This is a genomic window from Tranquillimonas rosea, from assembly GCF_900111315.1.
GTDB lineage: Bacteria > Pseudomonadota > Alphaproteobacteria > Rhodobacterales > Rhodobacteraceae > Tranquillimonas > Tranquillimonas rosea.
The window spans coordinates 287,787-308,392 of sequence record NZ_FOGU01000006.1; the positions used below are offsets into that span (position 1 = coordinate 287,787).

Annotated in this window: 22 protein-coding genes; 13 read left to right on the forward strand and 9 right to left on the reverse strand. The window is 67.9% G+C overall.

Going from position 1 to position 20,606, the window contains the following annotated elements; all coding sequences use genetic code 11:
• Positions 1–14: 14 nt before the first annotated feature.
• Positions 15–1,511, reverse strand: a complete 1,497-nt coding sequence (locus BMZ25_RS12380; RefSeq protein WP_092694017.1) for a CoA-acylating methylmalonate-semialdehyde dehydrogenase — start codon at positions 1,509–1,511, stop codon at positions 15–17.
• 107 nt (positions 1,512–1,618) lie between these two features.
• Between BMZ25_RS12380 and BMZ25_RS12385 the strand changes: the two genes are divergently transcribed.
• The 3 genes from BMZ25_RS12385 (at position 1,619) to coaD (ending at position 3,589) form a co-directional block, all read left to right on the forward strand.
• A complete protein-coding gene (locus tag BMZ25_RS12385; RefSeq protein ID WP_092694019.1) occupies positions 1,619–2,536 on the forward strand; it encodes a LysR family transcriptional regulator in 918 nt (305 codons plus the stop codon).
• A 64-nt stretch (positions 2,537–2,600) separates the two neighbouring features.
• Positions 2,601–3,035, forward strand: coding sequence for a CBS domain-containing protein (locus BMZ25_RS12390; RefSeq protein WP_092694021.1), 435 nt, complete (start codon positions 2,601–2,603; stop codon positions 3,033–3,035).
• Between the two features lie 59 nt (positions 3,036–3,094).
• On the forward strand, positions 3,095–3,589 hold the full coding sequence (gene coaD, locus BMZ25_RS12395; RefSeq protein ID WP_092694023.1) for a pantetheine-phosphate adenylyltransferase: 495 nt from the start codon (positions 3,095–3,097) through the stop codon (positions 3,587–3,589).
• 55 nt (positions 3,590–3,644) lie between these two features.
• Here the strand turns inward: coaD and BMZ25_RS20885 are convergent, their stop codons facing one another.
• The 3 genes from BMZ25_RS20885 to BMZ25_RS20475 form a co-directional block, all read right to left on the reverse strand.
• Positions 3,645–3,806, reverse strand: a complete 162-nt coding sequence (locus BMZ25_RS20885; protein WP_177190456.1) for a hypothetical protein — start codon at positions 3,804–3,806, stop codon at positions 3,645–3,647.
• A gap of 170 nt (positions 3,807–3,976) precedes the next feature.
• Complete coding sequence (gene gap / locus BMZ25_RS12400; RefSeq protein WP_092694025.1) at positions 3,977–4,978, reverse strand: type I glyceraldehyde-3-phosphate dehydrogenase; 1,002 nt, start codon at positions 4,976–4,978, stop codon at positions 3,977–3,979.
• 91 nt (positions 4,979–5,069) lie between these two features.
• Positions 5,070–5,210, reverse strand: a complete 141-nt coding sequence (locus BMZ25_RS20475) for a glyceraldehyde-3-phosphate dehydrogenase (protein ID WP_143071529.1) — start codon at positions 5,208–5,210, stop codon at positions 5,070–5,072.
• A gap of 87 nt (positions 5,211–5,297) precedes the next feature.
• On the opposite strand from BMZ25_RS20475, the gene BMZ25_RS12405 reads away from it, so the two are divergent.
• On the forward strand, positions 5,298–5,666 hold the full coding sequence (locus tag BMZ25_RS12405; protein ID WP_092694027.1) for a DoxX family protein: 369 nt from the start codon (positions 5,298–5,300) through the stop codon (positions 5,664–5,666).
• A gap of 189 nt (positions 5,667–5,855) precedes the next feature.
• On the opposite strand, the gene tkt is transcribed toward BMZ25_RS12405, so the two are convergent.
• Positions 5,856–7,886 carry a transketolase gene (gene tkt, locus BMZ25_RS12410; RefSeq protein WP_092694137.1) on the reverse strand — a complete coding sequence of 677 codons (2,031 nt, stop codon included), beginning with the start codon at positions 7,884–7,886 and terminating at the stop codon, positions 5,856–5,858.
• A 208-nt stretch (positions 7,887–8,094) separates the two neighbouring features.
• On the opposite strand from tkt, the gene BMZ25_RS12415 reads away from it, so the two are divergent.
• On the forward strand, positions 8,095–8,589 hold the full coding sequence (locus BMZ25_RS12415; RefSeq protein WP_092694029.1) for a hypothetical protein: 495 nt from the start codon (positions 8,095–8,097) through the stop codon (positions 8,587–8,589).
• Complete coding sequence (locus BMZ25_RS12420) at positions 8,582–8,977, forward strand: cell division protein ZapA (protein WP_092694031.1); 396 nt, start codon at positions 8,582–8,584, stop codon at positions 8,975–8,977. The genes BMZ25_RS12415 and BMZ25_RS12420 overlap by 8 nt, the downstream gene beginning before the upstream one ends.
• A 52-nt stretch (positions 8,978–9,029) precedes the next feature.
• Here the strand turns inward: BMZ25_RS12420 and grxD are convergent, their stop codons facing one another.
• From grxD to BMZ25_RS12440, 4 genes are all read right to left on the reverse strand, one after another.
• Positions 9,030–9,389 carry a Grx4 family monothiol glutaredoxin gene (grxD, locus tag BMZ25_RS12425; protein WP_092694033.1) on the reverse strand — a complete coding sequence of 120 codons (360 nt, stop codon included), beginning with the start codon at positions 9,387–9,389 and terminating at the stop codon, positions 9,030–9,032.
• 31 nt (positions 9,390–9,420) lie between these two features.
• Positions 9,421–9,663 (reverse strand): BolA/IbaG family iron-sulfur metabolism protein, encoded by a 243-nt coding sequence (locus BMZ25_RS12430; RefSeq protein ID WP_092694035.1) that lies wholly within the window; start codon positions 9,661–9,663, stop codon positions 9,421–9,423.
• A gap of 65 nt (positions 9,664–9,728) precedes the next feature.
• The gene (gene purL / locus BMZ25_RS12435) at positions 9,729–11,891 is read right to left on the reverse strand and encodes a phosphoribosylformylglycinamidine synthase subunit PurL (RefSeq protein WP_092694037.1); all 2,163 of its coding nucleotides are present in this window, start codon (positions 11,889–11,891) and stop codon (positions 9,729–9,731) included.
• Positions 11,892–12,178: 287 nt separating this feature from the next.
• Positions 12,179–13,087: a LysR family transcriptional regulator gene (locus tag BMZ25_RS12440; RefSeq protein ID WP_092694139.1), complete on the reverse strand. Its 909-nt coding sequence runs from the start codon at positions 13,085–13,087 to the stop codon at positions 12,179–12,181.
• A 156-nt stretch (positions 13,088–13,243) separates the two neighbouring features.
• On the opposite strand from BMZ25_RS12440, the gene BMZ25_RS12445 reads away from it, so the two are divergent.
• The 7 genes from BMZ25_RS12445 to BMZ25_RS12475 all read left to right on the forward strand — a co-directional run bounded on the left by BMZ25_RS12445 (position 13,244) and on the right by BMZ25_RS12475 (position 20,506).
• Positions 13,244–16,666 (forward strand): indolepyruvate ferredoxin oxidoreductase family protein, encoded by a 3,423-nt coding sequence (locus BMZ25_RS12445; protein ID WP_092694039.1) that lies wholly within the window; start codon positions 13,244–13,246, stop codon positions 16,664–16,666.
• Positions 16,667–16,765: 99 nt separating this feature from the next.
• Positions 16,766–17,575 carry a glutamate racemase gene (locus BMZ25_RS12450; protein WP_092694041.1) on the forward strand — a complete coding sequence of 270 codons (810 nt, stop codon included), beginning with the start codon at positions 16,766–16,768 and terminating at the stop codon, positions 17,573–17,575.
• A gap of 83 nt (positions 17,576–17,658) precedes the next feature.
• Positions 17,659–18,687: an N-acetyl-gamma-glutamyl-phosphate reductase gene (argC, locus tag BMZ25_RS12455; protein WP_092694043.1), complete on the forward strand. Its 1,029-nt coding sequence runs from the start codon at positions 17,659–17,661 to the stop codon at positions 18,685–18,687.
• Positions 18,688–18,706: 19 nt separating this feature from the next.
• On the forward strand, positions 18,707–19,174 hold the full coding sequence (ccmE, locus tag BMZ25_RS12460; RefSeq protein ID WP_092694141.1) for a cytochrome c maturation protein CcmE: 468 nt from the start codon (positions 18,707–18,709) through the stop codon (positions 19,172–19,174).
• 66 nt (positions 19,175–19,240) lie between these two features.
• Complete coding sequence (locus BMZ25_RS12465) at positions 19,241–19,852, forward strand: holin-associated N-acetylmuramidase (protein WP_092694045.1); 612 nt, start codon at positions 19,241–19,243, stop codon at positions 19,850–19,852.
• Entirely contained in the window at positions 19,843–20,325 is a 483-nt protein-coding gene (locus tag BMZ25_RS12470) for a holin family protein (protein ID WP_092694047.1), read from the forward strand. The genes BMZ25_RS12465 and BMZ25_RS12470 overlap by 10 nt, the downstream gene beginning before the upstream one ends.
• Positions 20,318–20,506: a hypothetical protein gene (locus tag BMZ25_RS12475; protein ID WP_092694049.1), complete on the forward strand. Its 189-nt coding sequence runs from the start codon at positions 20,318–20,320 to the stop codon at positions 20,504–20,506. The genes BMZ25_RS12470 and BMZ25_RS12475 overlap by 8 nt, the downstream gene beginning before the upstream one ends.
• Positions 20,507–20,606: the final 100 nt, after the last annotated feature.

Below are 20,606 nucleotides of genomic sequence, written 5' to 3' on the forward strand. Positions count from 1 at the left end.
GCCATGCCTTGGGCTCACTCCATCTGCTTGAAGTGGAATTCGCCGCCTTCCTTCAGGCCCGACGGCCAGCGCGCCGTCACGGTCTTGGTCCGGGTGTAGAACTTGAAGCTGTCCGGGCCGTGCTGGTTGAGGTCGCCGAAGCCCGACTTCTTCCAGCCGCCGAAGGTGTGGTAGGCCAGCGGCACCGGGATCGGGACGTTAACGCCGACCATGCCGATGTTGATCCGGTTGGTGAAGTCGCGCGCGGTGTCGCCGTCACGGGTGAAGATCGCCGTGCCGTTGCCGTACTCGTTGTCCATCGCCAGCTTCAGCGCCTCTTCGTAGCTGTCCGTGCGCACCTGACTCAGGACCGGCCCGAAGATCTCCTGCTTGTAGATATCCATGTCCGGCGTGACGCGGTCGAACAGGTGGGGCCCGACGAAGAAGCCGTCCTCGTAGCCCTGGAGCGAGAAGTCGCGCCCGTCGACCACCAGCTCGGCGCCCTGGTCCACGCCCGACTGCACGAGCCCGAGGATCTTCTCCTTGGCCTGCGGCGTGACCACGGGGCCGTAATCCACGTCGTCGCCCGCGGTGTAGGGGCCGACCTTGAGCTTCTCGATACGCGGCACGAGCTTGTCGATCAGCGCGTCGGCGGTCTTCTGACCCACCGGCACGGCGACCGAGATCGCCATGCAGCGCTCGCCCGCGGCACCGTAGCCTGCGCCGATCAGCGCGTCGGCGGCCTGGTCCATGTCGGCGTCGGGCATGACGATCATGTGGTTCTTGGCACCGCCGAAGCACTGCACCCGCTTGCCGTTCGCGCAGCCGCGGCCATAGATGTACTCGGCGATCGGGGTCGAGCCGACGAAGCCGACCGCCTGGATCGTCTCGTTGTCGAGGATCGCGTCGACCGCTTCCTTGTCGCCGTTGACGACCTGCAGGATGCCGTCGGGCAGGCCGGCTTCCTTCATCAGCTCGGCCAGCATCAGCGGAACCGAGGGGTCACGCTCGGACGGCTTGAGGATGAAGGCGTTGCCGCAGGCGATCGCAGGACCGAACTTCCACATCGGGATCATCGCCGGGAAGTTGAACGGCGTGATGCCCGCCACGACGCCGAGCGCCTGGCGCATCGAGTACATGTCGATGCCGCGGCCCGCGCTGTCGGTGAAGTCGCCTTTCAAGAGATGCGGAGCGCCGATGCAGAACTCGATCACCTCGAGCCCGCGCTGCACGTCGCCCTTGGCGTCGGGGAAGGTCTTGCCGTGCTCTTTCGACAGCGCCTCGGCCAACTTGTCCATGTCACGGTTCAGAAGGCGCACGAACTCCATCAGCACGCGGGCGCGGCGCTGGGGGTTGGTGGCGGCCCAGGCGGGCTGGGCCTCGGCGGCCTTGGCGACCACGGCGTCCAGCTCGTCCTTGGACGCCAGCGGCACCTTCGCCTGCACTTCGCCCGTCGCGGGGTTGTAGACATCGGCGGTCCGGCCCGAGCCCTTCACGTGCTCGCCGTTGATCCAGTGGGTCAGTTCCTGCATCTGCAGCTCCTCCTTGTTCGGTTGCGCGCAGGATAGGCTTGCGTATCTGCGGCGGAAAGCGGCAGTTTGCCAAAAGGGTTTTGCATTTTCGCAAAGAAAGGCACCGCATGAACTGGGACGACATGCGCATCTTCCTTGCCGTGGCGCGCGAGCAGAGCCTTTCGGGCGCCGGCCGCCTGCTGCGCCTCGACCCGGCCACCGTGGGCCGCAGGGTGGGGCGGCTGGAAGAGGACCTGGGCGTGCCGCTTTTCCTCAAGACGCCGCAGGGCTATGCGCTGACCGAAGCCGGCGAGCGCGCGCTGGAGCATGCCGAACGGGCAGAGACGGCCCTTGGCGGCGTGTCGAACGCGCTGAGCGGGGACGGCGAGGCGCTGACCGGGGCGATCCGGCTTGGCGCCCCCGACGGCTGCGCGAACTTCCTGCTGCCCCAGGTCTGCGCCCGCATCCAGAGCGACAATCCCGGACTCGACGTACAGGTCGTGGCGCTGCCGCGGGTGTTCAACCTGACCCGGCGCGAGGCTGACATGGCGATCGGCGTCTCCGCGCCGACCGCGGGGCGCCTGACCGTGCAGAAGATCGCCGACTATCGCCTGCACCTCGCCGCGCATCGCCGCTACCTCGACCGGGATGGACGGCCCGCCCGGCTGGCGGATCTCAGGGCGCATCGGATCGTCGGCTACATCCCCGACATGGTGTTCGACAAGGAACTCGACTACCTCTCCGAGACGGGCGCCGAACGGGTCGCGCTGGCCTGCAATTCGGTGTCGGTGCAGTTCCAGTGGCTGCGCCAGGCGGCCGGAATCGGCATCGTCCACGACTTCATGCTGCCCGCGGATCCCGAGATCGTGCGGGTGCTGCCCGAGGCGCTGTCGCTGACCCGGACCTTCTGGCTGATCCGGCACGAGGCCGACCGGCGGGTCGAGCGGCTGAACCGGTTCGCGGCGGCGCTGGTCGCGGGGCTCAGGGCCGAGATCGCCCGGCTCGAGGCCGCGGCCGGCGACGCGGGGGAGGGTCAGCGCGCTTGACAGCGCGACCTGCGCCGCGCCACGCTTCCTCAATGGAAATAGTTGCCGTGGGAGGAACCGCGACATGAAGGTGCATCAGATCCTGAAATCCAAGTCGGACGACAGCGTCGCGACGATTGAACCGGGCAAGACCGTGGCCGATGCAGCCGCGCTGCTGTCCGAGCGGAGGATCGGGGCGGTCATCGTCTCGGAGGATGGCACCTCGCCGATGGGCATCCTGTCCGAGCGGGACATCGTCAAGGCGCTCGGCGCCCGCGGCACCGACTGCCTGCAGGACGAGGTGCAGGCGATGATGACCTCGAAGATCGTCAGCTGCGCGCGCGAGGACGCGGCCGAAGATGTCCTCACCAAGATGACCGAAGGACGCTTTCGCCACATGCCGGTGATCGAGGAGGGGCGGATGGTCGGCCTGATCTCGATCGGCGACGTGGTCAAGGCGCGGCTTTCGGAACTGGCGATGGAGCGCGACGCGCTGCAGGACATGGTGATGGGTCACTGATCCCCTTGCATCCGCCTACGCAATAATGTTGCGTGCGCGGAGCAGGAAGGGGGAGTGCCATGCGCATCGGACTTTATCCGGGAACCTTCGATCCCGTGACGCTCGGCCATGCCGACATCATCGGCCGGGCGATGGCGCTCGTCGACCGGCTGGTGATCGGTGTCGCGATCAACGGCGACAAGGGGCCGATGTTCACGCTCGAAGAGCGCACGGAGATGATCCAGTCGGATTGCGCCGCGCTCGCCGCGTCGAACGGCTGCGAGCTGGTCGTGCATCCCTTCGAGAACCTGCTGATCGACTGCGCCCGCGACGTGGGCGCGGGCGTCATCATCCGCGGTCTGCGCGCGGTGGCCGATTTCGAGTACGAGTACCAGATGGTCGGCATGAACCGGCAGCTCGACGACAGTATCGAGACGGTGTTCCTGATGGCCGACGCCCAGCATCAGGCCATCGCGTCGAAGCTGGTGAAGGAAATCGCGCGGCTGGGCGGCGACGTCTCGCACTTCGTCTCGCCGACGGTGCGCGACGCCCTTATCGCAAAGAACGCCCGCTGAAACGCGAAGCGGGCCACGCGGGCCCGCCTTGGTTCGTTCGTAGGCTTGGCGCGACTCAGCGGCCGTAGACGGCCTGCCGCGCCATCAGGTCGGCGTCTTCGCGGGCCATGTCCAGGTCCAGCGCGACATCCAGCGGCATCGCGCGCAGCTCGCGGCGCGTGCGGTTGAACTGGCGGCGTTTCTGGAAGCCGGTCTGCAGGCGGTCGATCATGCTCATGGCGGCGTCTCCTCTGTTGTCGTTGGCGTGGGCCTTGGCCCCGTTTCACGACAGAATCTCGGGTCGGAGGACGCGATGAACAACGTCCGCAAGTGTCATGCTGCTATGCAGCACCGGCAAGGCGGACGCGAAAGGGCGCGGGCCGGCGAGACCGGCCCGCGCGCGCTGTCTTACACGTGCTTGCCCATCTCGACGGCCGTGTCGACCATGCGGTTGGAGAAGCCCCATTCGTTGTCGTACCACGACAGGATGCGGCACATCGTGCCTTCCATCACCTTGGTCTGCTCGGTGTGGAAGATCGACGAATGGGCGTCATGGTTGAAGTCCATGCTGACGAGCTTTTCGTCGGTGTAGCCCAGGATGCCCTTCAGCTCGCCGTTGGCCGCGGTGCGGATCGCCTCGTTGATCTCGTCGGCCGAGGTGTCGCGCTTGGCCTCGAAGGTCAGGTCGACGACGGACACGTTCGGGGTCGGCACGCGGATCGCGACGCCGTCGAGCTTGCCGGCCAGGTCGGGAAGGACCAGACCCACGGCCTTGGCGGCGCCGGTCGAGGTCGGGATCATGTTCAGGCCGGCGGCACGGGCGCGGTAGAGATCCTTGTGCATCGTGTCCAGCGTGGGCTGGTCGCCGGTATACGAGTGGATCGTCGTCATGAATCCCTTAACGATGCCGATCGAGTCGTTCAGCACCTTGGCCACCGGCGACAGGCAGTTGGTCGTGCACGAGGCGTTCGACAGGACCTTGTCCTCGGCCGTGATCGACTCGTGGTTCACGCCGTAGACGATGGTCTTGTGCGCGTCCGAGCACGGCGCCGACACCAGCACCTTCTTCGAGCCGTTCTCGAGGTGCAGGCCGGCCTTGTCGCGCGAGGTGAAGATGCCGGTGCATTCCAGCGCGATGTCGACATCGGACCAGGGCAGGTCCTTGGGGTCCTTGATCGCGGTCACGCGGATCGGGCCGCGGCCGACGTCGATCGAGTCCTCGGTCGACGTGACCTCGGCCGGAAAGCGGCCGTGGACGCTGTCGTAGCGCAGCAGGTGGGCGTTCGTCTCGACCGGGCCGAGGTCGTTGATCGCCACCACCTCGATATCGGTGCGGCCGGATTCAACGATCCCGCGCAAGACGTTGCGGCCGATCCGGCCGAATCCATTGATGGCGACTTTGACGGTCATGTCATGTTCCTCCGGGATGGTGGCCCGCGGGGGATCCGCGGCGCGTCTCGCCGCAGACACAAGGCAATTCGCGTCCGAAGGTCAACCGCTCTTAGCGCCAGAACGCCACCCACGCGACCAAAGCCGTGAACTCGCGCCCGAGATGGATGAGCGCGTCGGGCGCGTACCATGCCGTCAGCGCCAGCGCGGCGGCGAGTGTCAGGCCCAGTCCCAGGGCGATGGAATTGGTCATGTCGTCCCCTCGGGCTTGCCGGCCTCCCTGCCTTGTGCCATGCGCCGCGCGGCCGGGCCAGCCCCGGCGGGATGGAAGGGGCACGCCATGGCACGGGATCTCTGCGGGTTCGTGGGACGGCTATTGTTGGCGCTGTTGTTCCTCGCCGGCGCGGCGCAGAAGGCGCGTGACCCCGCGCCCGTGATGGCGCTGCTGGACGGTGCCGGCTGGCCCGAGGGGCTGGTGTGGCCGGCGCTTGCGTTCAACGCGGCGGCGGGGCTCATGCTGATCGCAGGGCTGTGGCTGACGCCGCTTGCGCTGACGCTTGCCGCCTATTGCGCGGTGACGAGCTGGTTCCACTTTCAGCCGGACGATCCCTGGCAGATCAGCATCTTCGTCAAGAACTGGGCCATCACCGGCGGCCTGCTGTGCTTGGCCGCGAACGGCGGCGGACGCTGGCGGCTCGGCCCGCGCTGATAGGGCGCTCCGGGGAGGGGACACGTGGTTCCGGTCGGCGTCCGCTCAGATCGTGCGGCGCGACACTTCCCGGCGATGTGATCGGCCTGACGGATCGCCAGCGCGAAGAGCCACTTGCCCGCCAAGTTCTCGCGATGGTCGAGCGCGGTCGGGGCGCGGCGCCCAAAAGGAGGCGCCGCGCCAGTGATGTCAGCGCTTGTGGCCGAGCAGCAGGTCGCGCACCTGGTCGGCCGCCGCGTCTGCGGTGATATTGAAGTACTTGTACAGTTCCTCAGCCGGGGCCGAGGCGCCGAAGCTGTTCATGCCGACGAAGCCGGCCTTGCCGCGGCTGCCGCGCTCGCCCAGGAGCCACTCGTCCCAGCCGAAGCGGACGGCGGCCTCGATGCCCACGCGGACGGGGCCCGCGGGCAGGACCTTGCGACGATAGCTCTCGTCCTGCTGCGCGAAGAGCTCCCAGCACGGCATCGAGACGACGCGCGTGCCGATGCCCTCGGCCTGCAGCATGTCGCGCGCTTCCAGGGCCAGCGATACCTCGGACCCGGTGGCGAGCAGGATCGCCTGCCGCTTGCCCTCGGCCTCGGCAAGCACGTAGGCGCCGCGCGAGGTCAGGTTGTTGGTCCGGTGCTTGGTGCGCAGCGTGGGCACGCCTTGGCGGCTCAGCGCCAGCACGCTGGGCGTGCTGGTCGAGCTCAGCGCCAGTTCCCAGGCCTCGGCGACCTCGACCGCGTCGGCTGGGCGGAACACGTTGATGTTTGGCGTCGCGCGCAGCATCGCCAGATGCTCGACCGGCTGGTGGGTCGGGCCGTCCTCGCCCAGGCCGATGCTGTCATGGGTCATCACGTAGGTCACGGGCGAGCCCATCAGCGCCGAGAGGCGGATCGCGCCGCGGGCGTAGTCCGAGAACGTCAGGAACGTGCCGCCATAGGGACGCAGGCCGCCGTGCAGCGCGATGCCGTTCATCGCCGCCGCCATGCCGTGCTCGCGGATGCCGTAGTGGATGTAGCGGCCCTTGCGGTTCTTGGCGTCGAACACGCCCAGATCTGCGGTCTTGGTGTTGTTCGAACCGGTGAGGTCGGCCGAGCCGCCGACGGTCTCTGGCGTCACCGGGTTCACCACCTCGAGCACCATCTCGGACGCCTTGCGCGTGGCGACCTTCGGCTCGGTCTCGCTGACCTGCTTCTTCAGCGCGCGGATCGTTGCCGACAGCTTTTTCGGGACCTCGCCGGACATCATCCGGTCGAAGGTGGCGCGGCGGCCCGAGCCGAGCCCTTCGAGTCGTTCCTTCCAGTCGGCATGGGCCTTGGCGCCCTGGCGGCCGACCTCTTCCCAGGCCTGCTTGATGTCGCTGGGGATCTCGAACGGGCCGTAGGACCAGCCATAGGCCTCCTTGGCGTCCTTGATCAGCTGCTCGTCGGTCAGCGCGCCGTGTCCCTTGGCGGTGTCCTGCGCCGAGGTGCCGAGCGCGATATGCGTTTTGCAGGCGATCATCGAGGGGCGGTTTGCGGCCTTGGCGGCGGTGATCGCGGCGTCGATCGCCTCGGGATCGTGGCCGTCGATTTCCTGCACGTGCCAGCCCGAGGCGGCAAAGCGCTTCTTCTGGTCGGTGGAATCGGCCAGCGACGTTCCGCCGTCGATGGTGATGCCATTGTCGTCGAAGAACACGATGAGCTTCGACAGGCGCTTGTGGCCGGCCATGCTCAGCGCTTCCTGGCTGATGCCCTCCATCAGGCAGCCGTCACCAGCGAAAACGTAGGTGTTGTGGTTCATGATCTTCGAGCCGAAGCGCGCCCGCAGGATCTCTTCGGCCAGCGCGAAGCCGACCGAATTGCCGAGGCCCTGGCCGAGCGGGCCGGTCGTCGTCTCGATCCCCTTGGCGAGGAAGCTCTCGGGGTGGCCCGCGGTGATCGCGTGGAGCTGCCGGAAGTTCTTGATCTGGTCGAGCGTCACTTCCCGGTCGCCGGTCAGGTAGAGCAGCGCGTAGAGCAGCATCGAGCCGTGGCCGTTCGACAGGATGAACCGGTCGCGGTCGGGCCATTCGGGGTCGGCGGCGTCGAACTTCAGGTGGTTGCGGTAGAGGACCGTCGCCACGTCGGCCATGCCGATGGGCATGCCGGAGTGGCCGGAACTGGCCGCGGCGACGGCGTCCAGGGCGAGGGTGCGAATGGCCGCCGCCATGTTCCAATGGTCGGGGTGGCGGTCGCGCAGCGTGGCGATGTCCAGCATGACAATCCTTCGTGGAAGACGTTGCGTTTCCTCGCCTGATAGTTAGCGGTAGCGCAGAGATCAAGCTCTGGAGGCCGTTTGCGCCCTCGTGCGGGGTTGCAGGAGGGGGCGGAAATAGGATTTGACTTGAGTTGACGCTAGGCCGCCGGCGCGCGGGGCCGCGACTCGCTGGCCCCGCCGGCGGCATTGGGACAGGAGAGGCGCGATGCAGGACGTCACCGAACTGGAACGGCGGATCAACGCCGCGCTCGACCGGATCGGGTCGGGCGTCGAAGCGATGGCGCCGCCACCGGCCCCCGAGGCGCCGGCCGCGGACCCCGAGGAGGTAACGCGCCTGCAGACCGAGCTCAAGGTTGAGCGCCAGGTCACCGCGCAGCTCGAAGAGCGGGTGCGCGCCCTCAAGGACCGTCAGGACGCGCGTGTCACCGCGCTGGAGGGCGATCTGGAGACCGCGCAGACCCGCATTACCGCGCTCGAGGCCGAGCGCGCGCAGCTCAAGAAGGTCAACGACGAGTTGCGCGGCAGCAATGCCGCCCTGCGCGAGGCGAACGCGGCAGGCCTGGCCGATGCCTCGCTCGTGGACAGTTCCGCCCAGGCCGAGCTCGAGGCGCTGCGCCGCGTCCACGAAAGCGACCGCGCCGAGCTGGACGAGATCCTGGCCGCGCTGCAACCCATTCTCGAGGAGACCGCCGATGGCTGATATCACGATCACGATCGGCGGCCGCGATTTCCAGGTCGCCTGCCAGGAGGGCGAAGAGGTGTTCCTGCGCGCGGCCGCCAAGTTTCTGGACGGCGAGGCATCGGTGCTGACGAACCAGTTCGGCCGGCTGCCCGAGGGGCGGATGCTGCTGATGGCCGGGCTGATGCTGGCCGACAAGACCGCCGGCCTGCAGGAGCAGGCCCGCGACCTGGAGGAAAAGCTGGCCGCCCAGACCGCCGAGTTCGAGGCGCTGAAGAACGCCCCCGCGCCCGAGCCCGAGCGTGTCGAGGTGCCGGTCATCCCCACGAGCGTGGTCGAGACGATGGCCGAGATCGCGGCCCGAGCGGAATCGCTCGCCGATACGGTGGACGAGAAAAAGGCCGGCTGAAGTTCAGCCGGCCTTTTTCAATTCCGATGCCTTGCCGGGGCGGCGCCCCGGTTCAGGCGTTGGCTTCGCGGATCTTCTCGGCCGCGGCCTTGTCGAACGAGATGCCCTTGTCGGCCAGCATCTGATCCAGTTCGCCCGACAGCGTCATCTCGGTGATGATGTCGCAGCCGCCGACGAATTCGCCCTTCACATAGAGCTGCGGGATCGTCGGCCACTCGCTGTAGTCCTTGATGCCCTGCCGGATCGCATCGTCGGCCAGCACGTTCACGTCGGTGTATTCGACACCCATGAAGTTCAGCACGCCGGCGACGCGGCTGGAAAAGCCGCATTGCGGCATCGACTTGGTGCCCTTCATGTAGAGCACGACGTCGTTGCTGGTGACGGTGTCTTGGATCTGGTCTTCGGCGGTCATGGTATCCTCTCCGTTCTGGCGGGGCGGCCGGTCAGTCGGGCACCTTGGTGGTCAGCGCCAGCGCGTGCAGCTCGCCTTGGTTGCCGTCCATCTTGCCCTTGAGCGCGGCGTAGACCGCCCGCTGCTGCTGGACGCGATTCATGCCGCGGAAGCTCTCGTCGATCACCTCGGCAGCATAGTGGTTTCCGTCGCCGGCAAGATCCGTGATGGTGACCCTGGCGTCCGGAAAGCTTTCCCGGATCAGGTCCTCGATCTCGTGCGCCTGCATCGCCATCGTCTTATCTCCCGGAATGTAATCTCGATCTAAAGTTGGCAGGCCGATGCTGCAAGGGGCGCCGCTCAGGCGAGCGCCCCGGCAAAGGCCGTACGGTAGAGGGCGGCCAGTTCCGCCAGCGGCGCCTTGGCACTCCCCAGCTGCACCTGGTCGCCGCCGAAGCGGCCCACATGCAGCAGCGGCACGCCGGCCTGGCCGGCGGCGACCATCAGCCCCTCGGCGTTGTCGAAGGGGCAGGCCACGAGATAGCGGCCCTGATCCTCGCCGAAGAGGCTGGCGGTCGTCTTCTGGCGGTCGATGCTGACGCCGATCCCGGCGCGTTCTGCCATCCGGAACGCTGCCAGCGCGAGCCCGCCGGTGGACAGTGGCGCCGCGCAGGTCACCCAATCGCGATGGGCCAGCAGGAATTCTCCGTTCTGACGCTCGACGCTGAGGTCGACGGGCGGCGGCGGGCCGTCGCTGCGGCCGAAGGCGCGGGCGAGCAGGGCGCTGCGGCCCAGGTGGCCGGTCGTGTCGCCGATCACCAGCGCGAGGTCGCCGTCCCGGGGTGTGCAGCCGATGATCTCGTCGAGGCTGTCGATCAGGCCCACCGCGCCGATCGTCGGCGTGGGCAGGATCGCGGCGCCGTCGGTTTCGTTGTAGAGCGAGACGTTGCCCGAGACGATCGGCATGTCGAGCGCCCCGCAGGCCGCGCCGATGCCCTCGATCGCGCCGACGAGCTGGCCCATGATTTGCGGTTTCTCGGGATTGCCGAAGTTCAGGTTGTCGGTCGAGGCGAGCGGCTTGGCGCCGGTGGCCACGAGATTGCGGTAGGCCCCGGCGACGGCCTGCTTGCCGCCCTCGACCGGATCGGCCTGGACATAGCGGGGCACGACGTTGCTGGTGAACGCCAGCGCCTTGTCGGTGCCGTGGACCCGGACGATGCCCGCGCCGCGACCGGGACCGCGCACGGTATCGGCCATGACCATCGTGTCGTACTGTTCGGTGACCCAGTCCTTCGCGGCGTGGTCGGGGTGGCCGATCAGTGATTTCAGCCCCTCGATCGGGTCGATCTTCGGCGTGTCTTCCAGCGGGGCAGCGGGGGACGTCGGCTCCCACGGGCGGTCGTATTCCGGGGCCTCGCCCGACAGCGCCTTGAGCGGAAGGTCGGCCTTCACCTCGCCGCCATGCATCACGAGGAACCGGTCCTCGGCGATCGTCTCGCCGACGATGGCGAAATCCAGGTCCCACTTGTCGAAGATCGCCTTCGCCTCGGCCTCGCGGTCGGGGCGCAGGACCATCAGCATCCGCTCCTGGCTCTCAGACAGCATCATCTCGTAGGCCGTCATGCCCTGTTCGCGGCACGGCACCGAATCGAGGTCGAGCCGCACGCCCAGGCTGCCCTTGTCGCCCATCTCGACGGCCGAGCAGGTGAGCCCGGCCGCGCCCATGTCCTGGATCGAGATCACGGCGCCGGTGGCCATCAGTTCCAGGCAGGCCTCCATCAGCCGCTTCTCGGTGAACGGGTCGCCGACCTGCACCGTGGGCCGCTTGTCTTCGATGCTCTCGTCGAACTCGGCCGAGGCCATCGTCGCGCCGCCCACGCCGTCGCGCCCGGTCTTGGCCCCGAGATAGACGACGGGCATGCCGACGCCCGACGCGGCCGAATAGAAGATGCCGCCCGCATCCGCGAGACCGGCGGCAAAGGCGTTGACCAGGCAGTTGCCGTCATACGCGGCGTCGAAGCGCACTTCGCCGGCAACGGTGGGAACGCCGAACGCGTTGCCGTAGCCGCCGATCCCCTCGACCACGCCGGACACGAGGTGCCGCGTCTTGGGATGGTCGGGCCGCCCGAAGCTGAGCGCGTTCATCGCCGCGATGGGCCGCGCGCCCATGGTGAACACGTCGCGCAGAATGCCGCCCACGCCGGTCGCCGCGCCCTGGTAGGGCTCGATATAGGAGGGGTGGTTGTGGCTCTCCATCTTGAAGACCACGACCTTGCCGTCGCCGATGTCCACCACGCCCGCGTTCTCGCCGGGGCCGCAGACCACCTGCGGGCCGTCGGTCGGCAGGGTGCGCAGCCATTTCTTCGACGACTTGTAGGAACAATGCTCGTTCCACATCGCCGAGAAGATGCCGAGTTCGGTGAAGGTCGGCGTGCGGCCGATCAGGTCGAGGACACGCTGGTATTCGTCGGGCTTCAGCCCGTGCGCGGCGATCAGGTCGTCGGTGAGGGTCGGCTCGGCCATGGAGGGGTCCGCGGTCTTTGGAAGGGCGCGCCCTCTGTAACGGCAGCCGCCGCACGGCGACAAGCGGTTTCGCCGCCCCTGCGTCACACGAGGCGCATGGCGCAAAAAAAAGGGCCGGACGCGAAGTCCGGCCCAGTCCAACAGGGAGGTAAAGACAGGGGCGTCGCCCCAGCGTCTTCACGGTTCATCTATGGGGCGAGGCCGCGCGGCTCAAGCAAAAGATGCAAACAATCTGTGCAAATCGGGTATGCTACTTGTGCATGACCGGTGAAAATCGCGACAGAATGTTAACGCTCCCGCTCTGCGGTCTGTAGCCTGCGGCGGTGCTCGAAGATCTCGTCGACGACGAAATCGCGGAAGGCGGCAATCCGTTTCGATTGGCGCAGTTCCTCGGGATAGGCGAGGAAAACCGGCACCTCGGCGGATTCGAGATCGGGCAGGACACGCACGATCGAGGGGAAATCCTCGATCACGTAGTCCGGCAGAAGCCCCACGCCGAGCCCCGCGATCGTCGCCTGCAGCACACCGAAGTAGTTGTTCACGGTCAGCATCGAGGGGATGTCGTGAGTCAGAAGCTCCTGGACCATCACGGCGCCGGCGCTGACCTGGGGGGTGTTCGGGCTCTGGCAGATCAGGCGGTGGTTGCTGAGATCGCTGGCCTTTTCCGGGGTGCCGCGCTGCGCGAGGTATTCGGGCGAGGCGTAGAGCCGCATGCGGATCGTCATCAGCCGCTTGCGGATCAGGTCCGCCTGGCTCGGTTCCTTCATGCGGATGGCGATGTCGGCCTCGCGCATGGGCAGATCCAGCACGCGCTCTTCCAGCATAAGGTCGATCTTGAGATCGGGGTACTTTGCATAGAGCGCGGGCATCCGCGGCGTCAGCCAGAGCGAGCCGAAACCCGTCGCCGTCGTGACCCGCAGCTCACCGAACACCTCTTCCTCGCTGTCGCGGATCCGCGCGGCGGCGGTGTCGATCCGGCGGCGCATGGAGCTGGTGGCGTCGAACAGCAGCTCTCCCTGCTCGGTCAGGATCAGGCCGCGGGCATGACGGTGGAACAGCGTCGTGTTCAACGACTCTTCCAGGGCCCGGATCTGCCGGCTGACGGCCGATTGCGACAGGTGCAGTATGTCCCCGGCGTGGGTCAGGCTGCCCGCATCCGCAACCGCGTGAAAAATTCTCAGCTTGTCCCAGTCCATCATTCCGGTTTTCCATGAGATAGCAGGTATCGCGCACTTACATGGCTGGACCCTAGAGCAAAAGCATCAATGTCGCCCGGTCCGGTGCAGGCGCGCTGCCGCGTGCGCGGGCGTCTGCCCAAAATCTGGCGCCCAAACCTTAAGAAAGGTTATTCAATGGTGCGCCAGGATGTCCGTCTGACCGACCGCTTCGATCTCGAAAAAGAACACGTTCTGCTGAACGGCACGCAGGCTCTCGTGCGGCTGATGCTCATGCAGAAGGCCCGCGATACCGCGGCGGGGCTGAACACCGCCGGCTACGTGACCGGCTATCGCGGCTCGCCGCTGGGCAGCGTCGACCTGCAGATGGCGCGGGCGGGCGAGCTGCTGAACGCCTCCGACATCCGGTTCGAGCCCGGCCTGAACGAGGACCTTGCCGCCACCGCGCTCTGGGGCAGCCAGACGGCCGAACTGCGCGGCGAGGGCAAATACAACGGGGTCTTCGGCCTGTGGTACGGCAAGGGGCCGGGGGTCGATCGCTCGGGCGATGCGATGCGGCATGCGAACATGGCCGGCACCTCGCCCCATGGCGGCGTGCTGATGGCGATGGGCGACGACCATACCGGCGAATCCTCGACCACCTGCCACCAGTCGGACTGGGCGCTGGTCGATGTCTACATGCCGGTCCTGTCGCCCGCCGGTGTGCAGGAGATCCTAGACTACGGCGCCTATGGTTTCGCGCTCTCGCGCTTTTCGGGGCTGTGGTGCGGGCTGAAGCTGATGAAGGACACCGTCGAAGTGACGAGCGTCGTCGACGGGCGCCCGGACCGGATGCGCTTCGTCACGCCGCAGGATTTCGCGATGCCGCCCGACGGCCTGAACATCCGCCTCGGCGACCACTGGGTCCCGCAGGAGGCGCGGATCATCGACCACAAGCGGTTCGCGGCCGAGGCCTTTGCCCGCGCCAACGGGATTGACCGCCGCGTTCACGGCAAGCCCGGCGCGAGGATAGGCTTCGTGGCGGCGGGCAAGAACTGGCTGGACCTGCAGCACGCGCTGTCGCTTCTGGGGATCGACGACGACACCTGCGACCGGCTGGGGCTGACGACCTACAAGGTCGGCCAGACCTTCCCGCTGGACATGGACGGCTTCCACGACTGGGCCGAGGGGCTGGACCTGATCGTCGTGGTCGAGGAAAAGCGCAAGCTGATCGAGGTGCAGGTCAAGGAGGCGATCTTCGATGACCGGCGGGGCCGTCGGGTCTATGGCTGGCACAAGGGCGACACGTGGGAACACGGCCGCCGGATGGAGCTGTTCCCGACCCGCTACGCGCTGGACCCGACCTACATCGCCGATAAGCTGGGCGAGATCCTGGTCGAGGAGGGACGCGGCACCGACGCGATCCACGGGGCGCTTGCCCGGCTGGGCGAGGCGCGCAAGGCCGACGACGGCACCGAGATCTCGGCGCGGCTGCCGTATTTCTGCGCCGGCTGTCCGCACAACACCTCGACAAAGGTGCCCGAGGGCAGCCGGGCCTATGCCGGGATCGGCTGTCACATCATGGCGCTCTGGATGGACCGCGAGACGTCGGGCTTCACCCACATGGGCGGCGAAGGGGTGAACTGGGTAGGCGAGGCACCGTTCTCGACCCGGAGCCACGTGTTCCAGAACATGGGAGACGGCACCTACAACCATTCAGGCGTGCAGGCGATCCGCGCGGCGCTGATGTCGGGCGTGAACATCACCTTCAAGATCCTCTACAACGACGCCGTCGCGATGACCGGCGGGCAGAAGAACGATGGCGGGCTGACGCCGCAGCAGATCGTTGCCGAATTGCGGGCAATGGGCCTCACGAAGGTCTTTCTGGTCCACGACCCGAAGGAGGACCTCGACCTGTCGGTCTTTCCGAAGGACCTGGAGGTCTTCGAGCGCGACGACCTCGGCACGGTGCAGGAGCGCTGCACCGGGATCGAAGGTGTCTCTGCGATCGTCTATGTCCAGACCTGCGCAGCCGAGAAGCGGCGGCGGCGCAAGAAGGGCGCGTTCCCCGATCCCGATACGCGGGTCTTCATCAACACCGATGTCTGCGAGGGATGCGGCGATTGCGGCGTGCAGTCGAACTGCGTGGCGGTCGTGCCCGAGGAGACCGAGTTCGGCCGCAAACGCGCGATCGACCAATCGGCCTGCAACAAGGACTTTTCCTGCCTCAAGGGCTTCTGTCCGTCCTTCGTCACCGTCCACGGCGGCGAACTGCGCAAGGAGCCGACGCAGCAGGTCGAGATCGGCACGCTGCCGCAGCCCGACATCCCGACGATCGAGGGGACGCACAACATCGTCATCACCGGTGTCGGCGGCACGGGTGTGGTGACCGTCGGCGCGGTGCTCGCGATGGCGGCGCATCTCGACGGCAAGGGCGCGGGCATGATGGAGATGGCGGGCCTTGCGCAGAAGGGCGGGGCGGTGCACATCCATTGCCGCCTGGCCGAGACGCCGGACGGCATCAGCGCGATCCGCGTCGCCACCGGCGAGTGCGACGCCCTGATCGGCGGCGACCTCGTGGTCAGCGCCGGGGCCCGGACCCGCGGCTTGCTCGCGTCGTCGGCGGGGGCGGTGGTGAACAGCCATGAGATCGTCACCGGCGACTTCACCCGCGACCCCGAGTTCCGCATCCCGGCGCCCGACCTGACCGGCGCGCTGCGCGACCGGCTGGGGGAAGCCCTCTCGCTGTTCGACGCGACAGCCCTGGCCGAGGCCACGCTGGGCGACACGATCTATGCCAACATGCTGGTCTTCGGGGCGGCGTGGCAGAAGGGGCTCGTGCCCGTGTCGCTCGACGCTCTGACCCGCGCGATCGAGATGAACGGCGCCGCGGTGGAGCAGAACCTTCGGGCCTTCGAGATCGGGCGCTGGGCGGCGCACGCGCCGGAGGCGGCCGAGCGGCTGCTGGCGGCCGAGTTGGTCGCGCTGCCAAACACGACCGAGGACCGCGTCGCCCATCGCGCCCGGCACCTGGAAGCCTATCAGTCTCGCCGCCTGGCCGACCGGTACCTCGAGCGGGTCAACGCGATCGAGGACGCCGAACTGCGCGAGGCGGTGGCGCTGGGGTATCACAAGCTGTTGTCCTACAAGGACGAATACGAGGTCGCGCGCCTTCTGCAGGAGACGCGCGACAAGGCGCGGCACACTTTCACGGGCGATTTCCGGCTGGAGTATCACCTCGCCCCGCCGGTCCTGTCCGGCACCGCCTCCGACGGCCGGCCGAAGAAGCGCGCCTTCGGCCCCTGGATCGAACGCCTCTTCCCGCTGCTGGCGCGGTTTCGGACCCTGCGGGGGACGGCGCTCGATCCCTTCGGCTACAGCGCCGAGCGCCGGATGGAGCGGGAACTGATCCGCCAGTACGAGCGCGACCTGGACGAGGTGCTGCCGCGCCTGACGCCCGGGACGCGGGATGCGACGATCGCGCTGGCGCGGTTGCCGCTGTCGATCCGCGGCTTCGGACCGGTGAAGGCCGCCAACGCCGAAGCTGCCGCGCGGCAGAGGGAGGATCTGCTGGACACGATCCGCGCCGGCGGGGTGCAGCTCGACAGCGCGGCCGAGTGAGGCGGCGCGCGATGATGGACTTCCGGCGGCAGGCGACCTATGCGCTGGGAACGAGACCCTCGATTCGGGATCGGGGATCGCTGCAAGCTGCGAGGCGACATGGCGGTTGGCATTTTCGATAGCGGGCTGGGCGGCCTGACGGTTCTGGACGCGGTGCAGAAGCGTCTGCCCGACCTGCCGCTGGTCTATCTGGGCGACAACGCGCACGCGCCCTACGGCGTGCGCGATTCCGACGACATCTACGGCCTGACCACGGCCGGCGTGCAACGGATGTTCGATTCCGGCTGCGATCTGGTGATCCTGGCCTGCAACACCGCCAGCGCCGCCGCCCTGCGCCGCATGCAGGAGGCGTGGATGCCACAGGGCAAGCGGGTGCTGGGCGTCTTCGTGCCGCTGATCGAGGCCCTGACCGAGCGGCAATGGGGCGACAACTCTCCGCCGCGCGAGGTCGCGGTCAAGCATGTCGCGCTGTTCGCCACCCCAGCCACCGTGTCGAGCCGCGCCTTCCAGCGCGAGCTGGCGTTCCGGGCGATCGGCGTGGACGTCGAGGCGCAGGCCTGCGGCGGGGTCGTGGACGCGATCGAGGACGGCGATCTGATCCTCGCCGAGGCGCTGGTGCGCTCGCATGTGGAGGCGCTGAAGCGCAAGATGCCCAACCCGCAGGCCGCGGTGCTGGGCTGTACGCATTACCCGCTGATGCAGGAGGCCTTCCAGGAGGCGCTGGGCCCCGATGTCGAGGTCTATTCGCAGGCCAACCTCGTGGCCGAGAGCCTGGCCGACTATCTGGGCCGGCATCCGGACATCGCCGGGGGTGGCGCGCCCGCCTTTCTCACAACCGGCGACCCGCGCCGGGTGTCGTCCAAGGCGACGCAGTTCCTGCGACGCGGGATCACCTTCGAAGCCGCGTAACGCTTGACCCAGACCGACAGCCGCGGCCTGCACTGGCCCGCGGCGACCGTGCCCGCGCCACAGGCGGGCTGAGGAGACAGACCATGCCGCACAACATCGCCATTCTCGGCGCTTCCGGATACACCGGGGCCGAACTCGTCCGCCTGATCGCGGGGCACCCCGAGCTCGAGATCGCTGCCCTCTCTGCCGACCGCAAGGCGGGGCAGACAATGGCCTCGGTCTTTCCGCATCTGCGCCATCTCGATCTTCCCGACCTCGTCCGCATCGAGGAGATCGACTTCGGCGGAATCGACCTGTGTTTCTGCGCCCTGCCGCATGCCACCTCGCAGGCGGTGATCGCCGAACTGCCGCGCGACGTGCGGGTCATCGACCTGTCCGCCGATTTCCGTCTGCGCGACCCGGCGGATTACGAAAAATGGTATGGCAAACCGCACGCCGCGCCCGAGTTGCAGAAAGAGGCGGTCTACGGCCTGACCGAATTCTACCGCCCCGAGATCGCCGCCGCGCGGCTGGTCGCGGGCACGGGGTGCAACGCCGCGACGGGGCAGTATGCGCTGCGCCCGCTAATCGCGGCGGGGGTGATCGACCTCGACGACATCGTGATCGACCTGAAGGCCGCTGTCTCCGGGGCCGGACGGTCGCTCAAGGAGAACCTGCTGCACGCCGAGCTGAGCGAGGGCTACAACGCCTACGGCCTTGGCGGCACGCACCGGCACCTGGGCGAGTTCGACCAGGAGTTCAGCCTGATCGCCGGCCGCAAGGTCGAGGTGCAGTTCCAGCCGCATCTCGTTCCCGCCAACCGGGGCATCCTCGCCTCGGTCTATGTCAGGGGATCGGTGCAGGCGGTGCACGACACGCTGGCCGGCGCCTATGAGGGCGAGCCCTTCCTGCATGTCCTGCCGATGGGCGAGGCGCCCTCGACGCACCATGTGCGCGGCTCGAACATCGTGCATGTCGGGGCGGTGGCCGACCGCCGGGCGGGGCGGACCGTGGTGTTCGCCGCGCTCGACAACCTCACCAAAGGGTCATCGGGCCAAGCTTTGCAGAACGCCAACCTGATGCTAGGACACGATGAACGGGCGGGCCTCGACATGGTGCCGCTGTTCCCCTGAGGGACCTGCCATGGCCGGGATGAAGAGCCTCAAGAAGAAACGCCGTATCCAGGTGATCGCCGTCGCCGCGGTGGCGCTCGCGCTGTCCACCGCGATGATCGGCTATGCCATGCGCGACGGCATCAACTATTTCCGCGCGCCGACGCAGGTGATGGACGAGCCGCCCGCGCCGAGCGAGACCTTCCGCATCGGCGGGCTGGTCGAGGAGGGCACGCTGATCCGGGGCGAGGGCACGACGGTGCGCTTCTCGGTCACCGACGGCGGCGCCTCGGTTCCGGTGACCTATACCGGCGTGCTGCCCGATCTCTTCGAAGAGGGACAGGGCATGGTCGGCACCGGGCGCTACGTGAACGGCACGTTTGAAGCCTCTGAGATACTTGCCAAACACGACGAGACCTACATGCCCAAGGAAGTCGTCGACGCGCTCAAGGAGCAGGGTGTGTTCCAGCACGCGCCGGGTGAGGCACCGGCGGCACCGAACGGCTGATTTCCGACACCTTAACGCGCACTCCGGCACATTTTCCCCCGGTTCCGGTTGGGGAGGTGTGACGGGATGCAGAGCGTTATCGAGATTGCCGATGACATCGTGGCCCGCGAGGGCGGCTTCGTTAACGACCCCGACGATCCGGGCGGGGCGACGCAGCACGGTGTCACGATCGGCACCCTGCGCCGGTTGGGGCTGGACCTCGACGGCGACGGCGATGTCGACACCGAGGACGTGCGCCGCGTCAGTCGCGCCCGGGCGCGGGACATCTTCGTCGAGCATTATTTCCGACGACCGCGGATCGCCGAACTGCCCGACTGCCTGCAGGCAAGCGTGTTCGACATGTACGTCAATGCCGGCGCGAACGCGGTGAAGATCCTCCAGCGATTGCTGTGCGACATGGGGCAGTCCGTCGCCGCGGACGGCATCATCGGGCCGCAGACGCTGGCGGCGGCCGCGCTGGCCCGGTCGGCGGCGCCGCGGCACCTGGCCGACGCTTATGGAATCGCGCGGCGGAACTATTACTACGCCCTCGCCGACCGGCGCCCGGCAAGCCGCAAATACGCGCGGCGGCGGGATGGCGGCAAGGGCGGCTGGATCCGCCGGGCGGAGGATTTCATTTCTCCCCGCTACCACCTGACCGAGGCCGAGCATGCACGGAGGACGGCTGCATGGGACTGATCGACCGTGGTATGACGCTGCTGTTCGGGCAAGGCGGCAACCTCGTCGCCGAGACGGCGGAGGTGTTCCGCGTCAACGCCGAGGCCGACGCGGCGCGCGACGCGCGTCTGAAACAGGCGGCGCTGACGCAGTTCGCGGCCGAGTTCGGCGCCGGGCGAGGGCTTTTCGACAGGGCGGTCGACGGGGCCAACCGGCTGCCGCGCCCGGCGATGGCGCTGGGAACGCTCGCGCTGTTCGGTGCGGCGATGGCGGCGCCCGAGTGGTTCGCCGCGCGGATGGCGGGGCTTTCGCTGGTGCCCGAGCCGTTGTGGTGGCTGATGGGGGCGATCGTTTCGTTCTATTTCGGCGCCCGGCATCAGGCGAAGGGGCACGAGATGCAGCGCACTCTCGCACGGTCGGCCGCGGTGGCGCTGAGCGACGGCGGCACCGGCAACCCGGCGCTGGACGACTGGAGGCGCGGGCGCGATGAGTGACCTGATCCTGCGGCTGGTGGCGGAATACGGTCCCTGGGTGCTGCTCGTGTTCTACCTGCTGTTCCGCGACGCGCAGAAGGAGGACGCCACCCGCGAGGCGCTGAACAAGAACACCGAGGTGATGATCGAGATGACCACCCTGATCCGCGAGCGGCTGCCCCGCGCCGCCTTCGCCCGATGAGGGGCGCTCTTGCACCTTGGCTGCGTCGCATTTGCAGGGGGCGCGGATTGATCGCGGACGCCGCCCGGCACGGTCGCGCCGCCGCGCGCCTGGATTCGGT

Coding starts and splice junctions, on each gene's coding strand:
- BMZ25_RS12465 (WP_092694045.1), top strand. CDS start 19,241: ATGCAGAGCGTTATCGAGATTGCCGATGACATCGTGGCCCGCGAGGGC.
- purL (WP_092694037.1), bottom strand. CDS start 11,891: ATGGCCGAGCCGACCCTCACCGACGACCTGATCGCCGCGCACGGGCTG.
- BMZ25_RS12450 (WP_092694041.1), top strand. CDS start 16,766: ATGGCGGTTGGCATTTTCGATAGCGGGCTGGGCGGCCTGACGGTTCTG.
- BMZ25_RS12420 (WP_092694031.1), top strand. CDS start 8,582: ATGGCTGATATCACGATCACGATCGGCGGCCGCGATTTCCAGGTCGCC.
- BMZ25_RS12470 (WP_092694047.1), top strand. CDS start 19,843: ATGGGACTGATCGACCGTGGTATGACGCTGCTGTTCGGGCAAGGCGGC.
- BMZ25_RS20885 (WP_177190456.1), bottom strand. CDS start 3,806: ATGAGCATGATCGACCGCCTGCAGACCGGCTTCCAGAAACGCCGCCAG.
- BMZ25_RS12475 (WP_092694049.1), top strand. CDS start 20,318: ATGAGTGACCTGATCCTGCGGCTGGTGGCGGAATACGGTCCCTGGGTG.
- gap (WP_092694025.1), bottom strand. CDS start 4,978: ATGACCGTCAAAGTCGCCATCAATGGATTCGGCCGGATCGGCCGCAAC.
- BMZ25_RS12390 (WP_092694021.1), top strand. CDS start 2,601: ATGAAGGTGCATCAGATCCTGAAATCCAAGTCGGACGACAGCGTCGCG.
- BMZ25_RS20475 (WP_143071529.1), bottom strand. CDS start 5,210: ATGACCAATTCCATCGCCCTGGGACTGGGCCTGACACTCGCCGCCGCG.
- coaD (WP_092694023.1), top strand. CDS start 3,095: ATGCGCATCGGACTTTATCCGGGAACCTTCGATCCCGTGACGCTCGGC.
- BMZ25_RS12385 (WP_092694019.1), top strand. CDS start 1,619: ATGAACTGGGACGACATGCGCATCTTCCTTGCCGTGGCGCGCGAGCAG.
- BMZ25_RS12380 (WP_092694017.1), bottom strand. CDS start 1,511: ATGCAGGAACTGACCCACTGGATCAACGGCGAGCACGTGAAGGGCTCG.
- argC (WP_092694043.1), top strand. CDS start 17,659: ATGCCGCACAACATCGCCATTCTCGGCGCTTCCGGATACACCGGGGCC.
- BMZ25_RS12440 (WP_092694139.1), bottom strand. CDS start 13,087: ATGGACTGGGACAAGCTGAGAATTTTTCACGCGGTTGCGGATGCGGGC.
- BMZ25_RS12405 (WP_092694027.1), top strand. CDS start 5,298: ATGGCACGGGATCTCTGCGGGTTCGTGGGACGGCTATTGTTGGCGCTG.
- grxD (WP_092694033.1), bottom strand. CDS start 9,389: ATGACCGCCGAAGACCAGATCCAAGACACCGTCACCAGCAACGACGTC.
- BMZ25_RS12430 (WP_092694035.1), bottom strand. CDS start 9,663: ATGGCGATGCAGGCGCACGAGATCGAGGACCTGATCCGGGAAAGCTTT.
- BMZ25_RS12445 (WP_092694039.1), top strand. CDS start 13,244: ATGGTGCGCCAGGATGTCCGTCTGACCGACCGCTTCGATCTCGAAAAA.
- ccmE (WP_092694141.1), top strand. CDS start 18,707: ATGAAGAGCCTCAAGAAGAAACGCCGTATCCAGGTGATCGCCGTCGCC.
- BMZ25_RS12415 (WP_092694029.1), top strand. CDS start 8,095: ATGCAGGACGTCACCGAACTGGAACGGCGGATCAACGCCGCGCTCGAC.